This window comes from Allomuricauda sp. ANG21 (assembly GCF_040705235.1).
In the GTDB taxonomy this organism is placed as follows: Bacteria; Bacteroidota; Bacteroidia; order Flavobacteriales; family Flavobacteriaceae; genus Flagellimonas; species Flagellimonas marina.
In genome coordinates this window covers 246671-258782 of record NZ_JBFCVT010000005.1, presented here as the reverse complement: position 1 = coordinate 258782, position 12112 = coordinate 246671, and the positions used below count along the sequence as shown (strand labels likewise).

8 protein-coding genes are annotated in these 12112 nt (G+C 43.5%); all 8 read right to left on the bottom strand.

Going from position 1 to position 12112, the window contains the following annotated elements; genetic code table 11:
- Positions 1–656 precede the first annotated feature (656 nt).
- On the bottom strand, positions 657–2381 hold the full coding sequence (locus AB1A65_RS09080; protein WP_366588060.1) for an efflux RND transporter periplasmic adaptor subunit: 1725 nt from the start codon (positions 2379–2381) through the stop codon (positions 657–659).
- Between the two features lie 4 nt (positions 2382–2385).
- Entirely contained in the window at positions 2386–2868 is a 483-nt protein-coding gene (locus AB1A65_RS09075) for a DUF305 domain-containing protein (protein WP_366588057.1), read from the bottom strand.
- 12 nt (positions 2869–2880) lie between these two features.
- Positions 2881–3594, bottom strand: a complete 714-nt coding sequence (locus AB1A65_RS09070; protein WP_366588055.1) for a hypothetical protein — start codon at positions 3592–3594, stop codon at positions 2881–2883.
- A gap of 7 nt (positions 3595–3601) precedes the next feature.
- Positions 3602–6100, bottom strand: a complete 2499-nt coding sequence (locus AB1A65_RS09065) for a heavy metal translocating P-type ATPase (protein WP_366588053.1) — start codon at positions 6098–6100, stop codon at positions 3602–3604.
- Between the two features lie 66 nt (positions 6101–6166).
- The gene (locus tag AB1A65_RS09060; protein ID WP_366588050.1) at positions 6167–6718 is read right to left on the bottom strand and encodes an AraC family transcriptional regulator; all 552 of its coding nucleotides are present in this window, start codon (positions 6716–6718) and stop codon (positions 6167–6169) included.
- Between the two features lie 23 nt (positions 6719–6741).
- Positions 6742–7077: a heavy metal-binding domain-containing protein gene (locus AB1A65_RS09055; protein ID WP_366588048.1), complete on the bottom strand. Its 336-nt coding sequence runs from the start codon at positions 7075–7077 to the stop codon at positions 6742–6744.
- 16 nt (positions 7078–7093) lie between these two features.
- Positions 7094–8314 (bottom strand): TolC family protein, encoded by a 1221-nt coding sequence (locus AB1A65_RS09050; RefSeq protein WP_366588046.1) that lies wholly within the window; start codon positions 8312–8314, stop codon positions 7094–7096.
- Positions 8311–12048, bottom strand: a complete 3738-nt coding sequence (locus tag AB1A65_RS09045; RefSeq protein ID WP_366588044.1) for an efflux RND transporter permease subunit — start codon at positions 12046–12048, stop codon at positions 8311–8313. Before AB1A65_RS09045 ends, AB1A65_RS09050 begins: the two co-directional genes overlap by 4 nt.
- Between the last annotated feature and the right edge of the window lie 64 nt (positions 12049–12112).

Sequence of the window (12112 nt, the reverse complement as noted above, 5' to 3'; positions counted from 1 at the left end):
CAAAGGGGAGTCAATGAGAAAAAAACTGAGAAATAATAGCTAATGTTAATCCACGGATGAATCGATTTTAAACACTTCGTTTGCCCTGCTCACTTTAAACCGCTGTGAGTGGTATACCTAAACCGCCCTATCCACTATAGGACATCCTCATCGATGGTTTCAGATGGAAATAAAAAAAACCAGAAAAAATTAATTTTCTGGTTTTCAATTAATTAAGGTTTTACTTAGTGTCATAAAACCATGGTTCGTCGGGATGACTGGAAGAAAGTAGATTTCACAACTATTTCAACGTCAACATTTTATACTGTATTCCAAAACTGATTAACCGAACTCTAAACTGTCTATAAAACAGTACATTCAGATGCAAAACTTATGGGTGTTTCACTTCACGAAATTAATAAAATTCTTTTTAAAACTCTTCATGCCTCATCATTTCAAAACATTAAAACAAACTGTAGTTTACTTAATCCCTTAAGAAGAAAACTTTTTTCTATGGACCTAACTTTGATGGGGTTTTCACTTTCTTAATTCAAAAAGTAGACAACTCGAGCACTTTTGTTCTTGATTTGTCAATCATCTCAAAACGTAAAGGATAGCATGATACAAGTTCCGACGTTTTTATTAAATTAAATATTTTACTTTTTATTCATCCATCCTTATTCGGGTATAGAATCAATAATGCTTCCGCAGGTTAGCATGGCCTCTCCATAATACGGATTTCTAATTTCCTTTTCGGCACTTATCCAATGAGCTCCCTTGTTGTTATCTGCCATGGGACAATGCTGCACATATAGTTTTTGACCCAAGCCATTCAATTGGTGTCCAATGAAAATCATATTTTCCGATAAGAGCACAAAATTGTTACGTTGGGCCTCAATGGAACTTTCTTTAGAGATATTGGAAATGTATTCTTCAATTTTTTCCACATGAGTCATCCCCATATCATCCATTTGCGTTGTTTTTAAATGTTCTATTTTTTGTGATGCTTCGCTCGCCCTTTTTTTTGCCTCAACGGCATCAGAATCTACCAGTGCATTTTTCAACTTAAGGTAAGCATCCAATACATCCCCGAAACCGTTTTTAAACTCTTGGGAGAAGTCCATTTTCATCCCATGGCCTTCATGGCCCGTCACGGCTGGCCCTCCTTCTTTGCTCATCATGGATTTCTTTCCCTGCAACTGCGCCGCCGCATCTACTGTAAAGGTTCCTTTTGCCACTATTTCCTCACCAGCTTCAAGACCAGAGACCACGGCATAGGTTCCATTGTTTAAATTGCCCAATTGCACCTCACGCATCTTAAAAACAGCTTCACTTGGATTGGGTTGCACGTAGACCACAGACCGCTCACCCGTCCACATCACCGCACTTTCGGGAATGGTCAATACATTATCTGAAGGTTTTTCATCCATTTTAATTTCTCCCACTACAAACATTCCTGGTTTCAGCAGCCCCTTTTTATTATCCAATTCCGCCCTAACTTCTAAGGTCCTGGTTGAGTTGTTCAACAAAGGATCTAAAAATGAAATGGTAGCCTGAAATGTTTCATTGGGATAGGACCTGGTGAATACCTCTAGTGTTTGTCCCTTTTTAAAAAGTGACAATTGATTTTCATAGGCATCAAAAATGGCCCAAACTGAGTTCAAATTAGCCACTTTCACCAAAGGTGAACCTGTTTTTACATAATCGCCTTCTTCTACCATAATGGAAGAAACAACTCCGGAAACATTGGCGTACACAGGGAAATTTTCAACCACCTTCCCAGAACTCTCAATTTGATTGATTTGTGTGTCAGACAACTTCCATAGTTTCAATTTGTTACGAACCGCTGTGTACAAGGCGGGTTGGGATGATTTTAATTTCATCGCAGTAATCAATTCTTGCTGGGCCGATACCAATTCGGGTGAATAGATAGTGGCCAATTGCTGCCCTCTTCTGACTTCTTCACCTTCATAATTGATGTTCAAGCGCTCTATCCTACCATTAAAATATGCAGATTGAACGGCATCCGATTCTTGGTTGACAGCTACTTTTCCTGAAAGCCTTACATTTCCCCCACTGGTATTTCCAGAACCAACAATTACCGTCTCCACACCGGCCAAGGCCATGGCATTTGGCGTCATGCTAATCTGTGACTGTGCCAATCCCTCTCCTGCTGCAGCTGCAGGGATAAGGTCCATGCCGCAGATTGGGCAAGACCCAGGTTCTGGCTGCATGATCTGTGGGTGCATGGAACAGGTCCACATTTGGTCCGATGCTGCTTCGGTGCCATGGTCATGTTCATCCATAATGGTGGTTTCGGAATTGCCACCAAATATAAAGTACCCTATTAACAATCCAATTGCTACAGCAACCCCAATGTATATGATGTTTTTCTTTTTCATGACGCTATTTTTTTTCGTTCTGCAATCGTTCAATCATTTTTTCCATTTCAGCAATTTCCCTTCGCTGGGCCTCAATGATTTCCTCTGCCAGTTTCTTTACCTCTGGGTCTTTGATGTCTGCACGTTCACTTGTCAATATGGCAATGGAATGGTGAGGTATCATCGCCTTCATCCATAGCACATCGCCTACCGTGGATTTTTGGTCGCGTACAAGAAATAGGGAGCCAAGAAACAAGACCAAACTACCTAGCAATATGGCCATATTCTTTTTCTTGTCGGTATACATTTTGCGCATAAAGAACCACATTATGACTGCCATTGCTGCTATTCCTAAACAGACCATATAGAATCGCGTTAAACTGAACCATACATGGTCGAATTCATAGGTGTTGAGATACATTGTTATGTACATTGCCACGAAAGAGCAAGCCAGCATAATAAAAAAGGTTTTGTAATTTCCCTTGTTTGAGCGTTTTGATTTTTCCATGGTTTTAAAATTTTAGTGTTTATTGTTTCCCTTTTTTAGTTTTCGAACTGTGGGCGAGCTGATAAACCATAGCAGGAACCCGCTCAAAACGGTTATCAACCCCAACAGGGAAAAGGCACGAAGCAAGGTTGTATTAAAATCATCCCTGCTTTCATAATCCATGGTGTGGGTCATCCACAGAAAATCGAACCATCGCCAATTTCGGTGTCGCACCGTTTGAAAAGAACCATCCTCCATCGAAACATAGGCCTTAATGTTTTCTGGAGAATCATAGGAAATCACATAGGCCGGCAATTTTTTTCCCCGATACTCATGATGCTTATCGGTTTCATCGATGACCTCCACCCTTTTGACCTTTAGATCTGGTGATATTTGCCGCTCTGCAACGGCCAAGGCCTCTTGCTCGGAAATCCCTTTTTTCAGGCTTCCGTCCATAGCATCCACCAAAAATTCATTATTCATCCAATAATAGGGTTTGCCCGCAATTTCCTTTAGGCTCAACGAGCTTATTTTAGCGGGCATATTGATTTGAGAAAGTCCGATGAGACCTTCAAAGGCTATAGGTTCGTAAGCCATATTTCTGAAATGGTCGCCATGTATTTCATCAATATCTGTCCAACTGAAATACAGGCCACTGGCCGTCCACATGATGAATTGGATGCCCAAAAACAGCCCTAAATATCGATGGGCCTTTCTAATCTTAACCGCTGTTTTTCGTTTTACCATTTTAGTATTAGTCGATTGATTTAGTTCGTAGTCTAAGTGCATTGGCAATCACCGAAACCGAGCTAAAGCTCATGGCCAGGGCTGCGAGCATGGGTGAGAGCAAAATCCCGAAAAACGGATAGAGCACCCCTGCTGCTATCGGCACGCCGATGGTGTTGTAGATCAATGCAAAAAATAGGTTTTGTTTAATGTTTTTCATCACGGCCCCACTCAGATTCCTCGCCTTTACGATGCCGTGCAAGTCCCCTTTCACCAAGGTAATCAAGGCACTCTCAATGGCCACATCGGTCCCAGTGCCCATGGCAATCCCCAAGTCGCTTTTGGCCAGTGCTGGGGCATCGTTGATGCCGTCCCCTGCCATGGCCACCACTTTTCCTTCGCCTTGCAAGCGCTCCACTTCCTTCATTTTATCCTCGGGCAAGGTCTCAGCCTTAAAATCATCCAAATGGAGCTCCTTGGCTACAGCTTTTGCGGTGTTTGCATTGTCGCCTGTGAGCATAATCACTGAAATTCCTTTTTCTTGGATCGCTTTGATGGCCTGGGCACTGGTTTCTTTTATCTTGTCGCCAATGGCCACGAATCCATGTGCTTTTCCATCAATTGCCAAATAGGAAACTGTCATTCCTTTTTCTTGTGCTTTCTTCACCTTTTCCTTCATGTCTTCGGAAATTTCCACTCCAGCTTTTTCCATCAACTTGAGGTTTCCCAAATGGATTTCCGAATCCTTTATTTTTCCTTCAACCCCCATTCCTGTGATGGCACTGAAGGACCCTGTCCTTAGAATCTTGATATCTTTTTCCTTGCCATATTTCACCATGGCCTGTGCCAAAGGGTGTTCACTATTGGCATTTACCGAAATGATATACTGCAGTAAATCTTCCTCTGAATAGTCGTTTGAAAAGGCATCCAAATGGTCAAACGTGGGTTTACCCTCGGTAATGGTCCCTGTTTTGTCGATGATCAAAGTGTCCACATCGGCCATTTTTTCCAAAGCTTCGGCGTTTTTGATGAGCACTCCGTTTTGGGCTCCTTTACCCACACCGACCATCACGGACATGGGGGTCGCCAAGCCCAAGGCACATGGACAGGCTATGATCAAAACCGCGATGGCATTGATCAACGCATAGACATAGGCCGGTTGTGGTCCCCAAATGGCCCATACCGCAAATGTAATCATGGAAATAATCACGACAGCAGGCACAAAATAGGCCGATACCTTATCCGCTAAATTCTGAATGGGCGCTCGACTTCGGCTGGCTTGGTTCACCATATCGATGATTTGGGAAAGCAAAGTGTCGCTTCCTACTTTTTCAGCCCTCATCAGAAAGGACTGGTTGCCATTGATGGTGCCGCTGCTTACTTTATCCTCCACCCCTTTTTCCACTGGAATGGGTTCTCCTGTGATCATGGATTCGTCCACAGAGGTTTCACCCTCCGTGATGATGCCATCCACCGGGATTTTTTCACCTGGCTTTACGCGGAGGACATCCCCTTTTTCAATGTCATCAATATGAACCTCAACTTCTTCGCCATCCACTATTTTAATGGCCCTATTGGGAGCGAGTTTCAACAATTCCTTGACCGCATTGTTGGTCTTGCTATGCGCCCTGGCCTCCAACAATTGCCCTAAAAGAACCAAGGTCAGTATAACGGTGGCGGCCTCAAAATAAACATGCACCGCACCTGTTTCCCCTTTAAATTGATCAGGGAAAAATCCGGGGAACACCAAGGCAAGTATACTGAACACAAAGGCAACACCTGCACCGATACCAATTAAGGTGAACATGTTCAGGTTCCAGGTCTTGATGCTTCGGTAGGCACGCTCAAAAAACATCCAAGTGGCATAAAAGACAACCGGAAGAGACAACCCCAACTGCACCCAATTCCAATAGGTGGGCGCCACTAGTTTGTACAATGGATTATCGGGTATCATCTCACTCATCGCAATCAAAAAGATGGGCAATGTAAAGCCTACGGCAATCCAAAACTTTTTGAGGAGTTTTTTATAGGTTTTTTCCTCTGCACTGGCCTCTGGTTCCTTGGGCACCAAGTCCATTCCACATTTTGGGCAGGAACCGGGACCATCCTCCACCACTTCGGGGTGCATGGGGCAGGTCCATTGCTGTTTGGAGCTTGAAGTCGTATTCTGCTCCTCTACCAAATCCATACCGCAAACGGGGCAATCCCCGGGTTCATCGTAGGTTTTTTCACCTTCGCATCGCATGGGGCAATAAAAGGTGCCATTGCCGTTTGAAACGGTCTTCTCTTCTTTTTTCTTGGGTGGATGGTGATGGTCATGAGCATGGATGCTATAGCCTCCTCCATCGTTTTTTAGTGCTTCCTCAAAGGTCTCAATGGGGATATGCTCCTCCATCTGGATTACAGCCTCGGCCTTTTCCAAACTGACTTCAACCCCGGTAACCCCATCAACTTTTGATAGGGTTTCCTCTACATGGCTTCTACAGCCATTGCAGCTCATTCCGTGTATGTGATAGGTATGTTTCATCTTTTTGTTTTTTATTCAAAACTAGCTGAATACCAGTCGGAAGCTTTTTACAATTCTGGGTTTCTTTTATACAATTTGGTCCAACGGTCTCCTGTTCCACTCCTGCAATTTCTTATAATCGCTCATCGACATTCCCGTAATGGATTTAAACTGTTTGGCCAAATGGCTACTGCTCTTGTAGTTTAAATCATAGGCTATTTCAGAGAAGGTTTTTGTTCCCATTTGAATTTCTTCCTTAACCTTCTCCATTTTAAGCAGGATAAAATATTTTTCAATGGTAAGACCTTCTTTGGCACTGAACATTTTACTGAGCACCGAGTATTCCTTGTTAAGTTTTTGGGCCAAGTATTCTGAGAGATTCTGACCGGAACGGTTCTCCAATGCATGGATCATGTGCTTTTTGATATCGACGATGGACCTCTGATCAACATCCTCGATCAATTCAAAACCATTCTTGGTCAAAATCTCCCGAATACGGTCCATTTGGCTTATGTCCGAATCTTTAAATTCAACTTCGCCCAAGTCAATTTGCACCACTTCAATGCCCATATCCCGAAATTCGTTTTTCAGAACACCTTTACATCTATCGCAAACCATGTTTTTTACTTTAATGTGCATCTTCGGTACAAGTGGATTTTTAATTAATGTTCTTTGTGTCCGTCCTTTTTAAAATCCTCGTTCAGCACATAGGTCATACCACAAACTGGGCATTTACCCTCTTCATCGCTACCACTACCTTCGCAGTACATTGGACAAACATATTTAGAAGTATATTCTTTGCCTTGTTTATCTGCGGTCTCCATGTTGTCCATATCATGTCCTTCATGGTCCATTTTATTCATATCGTGACCCTCATGCTCCATGGTTGCCTCTGCGGAAGTTTCCTTTGCCTCCTCTGTTTTTCCTTTGCAGGATACACTAAGTACCAAGACTGACGTAAATGCAATTCCGACAATTGTTCTGATGTTTGTTCTCATTTTTAATAATATTAAATTACTTGTTGATTAAATAATTGATGATGGCAGATTGCATATAATACAACTGCACTGATTGTATTTGGTTGGTCTGAAACTTTAATTGCAACTCCTGAATATCAAGCACATCATTGAAATTGATTGTTCCTGTCTCATAATTTTTAATGAGGATTTCTTCGGCATCCTTTGCCTGACCCAGGTTCTTTGATTGGGTTTGATAGGCGATACGCGCTTGGTTGCGTTGGGAAATGGCATTGGCATAGGCATTCTCCAACACATTCAATCGCTCTTCTTTTTGAAATTCAATTTCCTTTTGCCGAAGCTCGTTCTGCTTGGTAACCGACTTGAACTTATTGTTGAAAACGGGAATGGAAAAAGTGACCATGGGCATTACAATATCCTTTCCGTTATCGCTCATTGCCATATCAGTCCGCTCCGATACAGGAATATAGTCCAAACCAATCCCAAAGCTTGGAGCGTTTTCCTTTTGATTCAGCAATTCTGATTGCGAAACCGATTCGTACAATTGGTCATATTTGAGCAGCTCTGGATTTAAGCTTAAATTGTCCTTGTTGAGCATGGAATCCTCCTCCGGAATTTCCATTTCCTCCACTACATCAACTGCAATACGTTCTTCACGATTCAGCAAATTGTTGAAAACAGCCTGTTCCGCCAAATAGGATTGTTCCAATACTTCTTTCTGTTGTTGCAATTCGTTTTGTCGAATTTGAAGTTTGAGGATGTCCACGGCCGAAGCTTTTCCTACCTCAACCGAAGTCAACGCCAAGGTCTCATAGGTTTTTAGCAAATCAATATTCTCCTGAAGCACCTTTTGCTTGGCCTGAATCCCAAATAAATTATAATACGATTGTGCCAATGACAAAGCCAGTTTTCGTTTGGCAATCACAATTTCAGCATACTCTGTCTCCGCCATGGAACTGGCATAATTCTCGCGCGCAGTGATGGTACCGAACCAAGGCAACATCTGCGATACCGAAAACCTGGCCCGCTGCGCTCCCGTTCTCGTCTCAGGTTCACTCACAAAATAACCCGCGCCAACAGTTGTATTGGGCAAGGTGTTCATTTCATTCACCTTTTCTTTTGCAATATTGTAGCGCAGCTCCAATGCCTGAATCATGGGGCTGTTCTGCTCGGCTTCCTGAAGATAGAACTCCAACGATTGGGCATTTGCCCCAAAAGCCATAAGTGCAACAACTATATATAGAAGTCTCTTTCTCATTGGTTTTGCAGTTTAAGTTGCAATTCACTTTTCCAACTGTAGAGCACCGGCACCACAAACAAGGTGATTAATGCGATCAACATGCCCCCAAAACTTGGAATGGCCATCGGAATCATGATGTCACTTCCCCTACCCGTACTAGTAAGTACAGGTAACAGCGCCAAAATGGTGGTCGCTGTGGTCATCAAACAAGGTCTGATTCGTTTTTCTCCCGCTTCCAATACCGAAGCACGGATACCTTTCAAGTTATCTGGCTTGTTTTTGTCGAAAGTTTGGGTAAGGTAGGTAGCCATCACCACACCATCATCCGTGGCAATTCCGAACAGTGCGATAAATCCAACCCAAACCGCCACACTCAAGTTAATGGTGTGCATCTGGAAAAGATCCCTTAGGTTTTCACCCATAAAACTGAAGTTCAGGAACCAATCCTGACCATAGAACCAGATCATTAAGAATCCGCCTGCAAAAGCCACCGCAATTCCCGAAAATACCATTAGGGATGTGCCCACCGACCTAAATTGAAAGTAGAGGATCAGAAATATGATCAAGAGTGCCAACGGCACCACCACGGACAATGTTTTTTCGGCACGTAGCTGATTTTCATACGTTCCGGTGAATTGATAACTGATACCTTTTGGAACCACCAATTCTCCGTTTTCTATTTTTTCCAAAATCGTGGCCTGGGCATTTTCCACCACATCCACCTCGGCAAAGCCATCCTGCTTGTCAAAAAGCACATAGCCCACCAAAAAGGTATCCTCACTTTTAATGTTCTGCGGTCCTTGCTCATAGCGTATGTTCACCAACTCACCCAAAGGCACTTGCTTGCCTTTCTCCAAGGGGACATAAATATTTTTCAGATCGGTGGGGTTTTCCCGAAGTTCTCGTGGATAGCGCACCCGGATTCCGTAACGTTCCCTGCCCTCCACGGTCTGTGTCAGTGGCATTCCACCAATAGCCACTTCAAGTATTTGTTGCACATCCTCAATGACCAATCCGTAACGCACCAATTTTTCACGGTCTATATCGATAAGGAGGTAGGGCTTACCCACAATTCGATCTGCAAAAACTGCTTCGTCCTTGACCCCAGTCGCTTCTTTTAGAATCTGTTCCAATTTAAGACCAAAGCTTTCGATTTCCTTCAAATCCTGACCTTTTACTTTGATCCCCATCGGTGCCCGCATCCCGGTCTGAAGCATCACCAACCGTGTTTCTATAGGTTGTAATTTAGGTGCCGAAGTGACCCCCGGCAACCTAGAGACCTTGACTATTTCGTCCCATATGTCATCAGGGCTTCCGATTTCTGGACGCCAGTTTCTAAAATATTCCCCATCACTATCCGGAATCAACAAACTTCTATCGATTCGCAAGGGGTCGCTTACATGGGTGTCCTTATAGTTTTGTTCGTTGGTTACTTCAAAATTTGGATTGGCCACTACTTTTCCGTTGCTCAACTCAAAATACCCATCCGCATTTACTTTGAACCGTTGTGGGCTTCCCTTTTCATTTTTCTGGTATTCCGATCGGTATTGGATAATATTTTCATACATGGAAAGGGGTGCGGGGTCCAAAGCGGATTCCGTTCTACCCGCCTTGCCCACTACTGTTTGAATTTCCGGGATGGTGGCCACGGCCATATCCAATTGCTGAACCACCCTTTTGTTCTCCTCTACTCCCGCATGTGGCAGGGAGGTGGGCATCAACAAAAATGAACCTTCATTGAGTGAGGGCATAAATTCTTGACCCGTATTGCGCATAATAATAAATCCAAAGACGACAATTACGGTAGGTATGGAGAGAAACAGCAATTTGTTTTCCAATGCCCAGGTTAAAATACGGCTGTAATATTGTCTGAAGAGGTAAAACCCTCCCAACAGAACACCACAGATCAATCCCACAAAAATCAGGTTGATGGCAATGCTACGGTCAAAACCAAGCGGCCTCCAATAGGTGGCCAACAAGAAGGCAATGGTGCCCACGCATATAGCCACATTGAGCAAACTGGCTTGTTTTGCGTCCAAAATTTGACGTACTCTTAGGATACCGGAAACACCAAAGGCAATCAAGGCCAAGCCCAACCAATAGCCAGAAGCGATCGCAACCAATCCCAATACCATCAAAATGCCATTCCAAACATAGGTGAAGACAGGTGGTCTATTTTTTCTTTTAAATATGATGGCGGCAAATGGCGGAATGAGGAACAGTGCCACAATAATGGATGCCGTCAATGCCATGGTTTTTGTAAAAGCGAGCGGTCTAAAAAGTTTTCCTTCGGCGCCCACCATGGTAAAGACTGGAATAAAGCTGATGATAGTTGTCAATACAGCTGTTAAAATGGCACCAGAAACCTCGGCAGTGGCATTGTACACTACTTCATTGATGGATAAGTTTTGCTCATTTTCATCCATATGCCGGATGATGTTCTCGGAGAGAATCACCCCAACATCCACCATGGTTCCAATGGCAATGGCAATACCAGAAAGCGCCACTATATTAGCATCAACATCAAATAGTTTCATGGAGACAAATACCATAAGGACCGCAACCGGCAACAGCCCGGAAATTAAAATTGAAGCTCTAAGATTGAACACCATGACCACAATCACCAAAATGGTGATAAGAATTTCGAGGGTCAATGCTTCATTCAAAGTCCCCAAGGTTTCCTGGATAAGTTCCGTTCTGTCATAAAATGGAACCAAAGTGAGCTGTGATGTTGTTCCATCCCTTAATTCTTTGGATGGAAGTCCTGCACTAAGTTCATTGATTTTTTCCTTGACATTGTTGATAACTTCCAGTGGGTTGGCCCCATATCGGGCAACGACCACGCCACCAACAACTTCGGCCCCTTCCTTGTCCAAAATGCCGCGACGCACAGCAGGACCCAAAGACACATTGGCCACATCCTTGATTCTAATGGCAGTGTAATCGGTTGATGCTACTACAGCATTTTTGATGTCTTCCAAGGATTTGATATAACCCAATCCCCTAACTAAATATTCCGCTTTATTGATTTCCAAGGTCTGTGCACCAATATCGCGGTTGCTTTGTTTTACCGCTTTTACCACTTGATCCAAGCCCACATTGTATTGTTTCATCAGTTCTGGATCCACATCGACTTGGTATTCCTGCACAAAACCACCAATGGAGGCTACTTCGGACACTCCAGAGGCCGATGAAAGGGCATATTTTACGTAGTAATCCTGTACGCTCCGCAATTCTTGCAGGTCCCAGCCCCCAGTTACATTTCCTTCTTTGTCCCTACCTTCTAAGGTATACCAGAAAATCTGCCCCAAAGCAGTGGCATCGGGTCCCAAGGCAGGGTTTACGCCATCAGGCAATAGGCTGTTTGGTAAGGAATTGAGTTTTTCCAAAATGCGGCTCCGGCTCCAGTAAAATTCCACATCCTCTTCAAAAATGATATAGATACTCGAAAATCCGAACATGGATGAACTCCGTATGGTCCGAACTCCAGGAATGCCCAGTAACGATGTTGTTAATGGATAGGTAATTTGGTCCTCGATATCCTGGGGGGACCGTCCCGGCCATTTGGTGAAGACAATTTGTTGGTTTTCCCCTATATCGGGAATGGCATCCACAGCAACCGGATTGCTCGGTAGAATACCAGTGTCCCAGTTAAATGGTGTACTCACGATGCCCCAAGCCACAAAAACCAGCAGGAGAAGTGAGGCTACCAATTTGTTTTCTATTAGAAATTTTATGCTTTTGTTTAGCATGAGCGTTTGATTTAAACATTGATTGACACAAAAACACGTATAAACGCATTAGCCCGACCACTTA

Bases quoted from the DNA above. Each gene is read 5' to 3' on its own strand.
- AB1A65_RS09080 (WP_366588060.1), bottom strand. From the start codon at position 2,381: ATGAAAAAGAAAAACATCATATACATTGGGGTTGCTGTAGCAATTGGA.
- AB1A65_RS09075 (WP_366588057.1), bottom strand. From the start codon at position 2,868: ATGGAAAAATCAAAACGCTCAAACAAGGGAAATTACAAAACCTTTTTT.
- AB1A65_RS09070 (WP_366588055.1), bottom strand. From the start codon at position 3,594: ATGGTAAAACGAAAAACAGCGGTTAAGATTAGAAAGGCCCATCGATAT.
- AB1A65_RS09065 (WP_366588053.1), bottom strand. From the start codon at position 6,100: ATGAAACATACCTATCACATACACGGAATGAGCTGCAATGGCTGTAGA.
- AB1A65_RS09060 (WP_366588050.1), bottom strand. From the start codon at position 6,718: ATGCACATTAAAGTAAAAAACATGGTTTGCGATAGATGTAAAGGTGTT.
- AB1A65_RS09055 (WP_366588048.1), bottom strand. From the start codon at position 7,077: ATGAGAACAAACATCAGAACAATTGTCGGAATTGCATTTACGTCAGTC.
- AB1A65_RS09050 (WP_366588046.1), bottom strand. From the start codon at position 8,314: ATGAGAAAGAGACTTCTATATATAGTTGTTGCACTTATGGCTTTTGGG.
- AB1A65_RS09045 (WP_366588044.1), bottom strand. From the start codon at position 12,048: ATGCTAAACAAAAGCATAAAATTTCTAATAGAAAACAAATTGGTAGCC.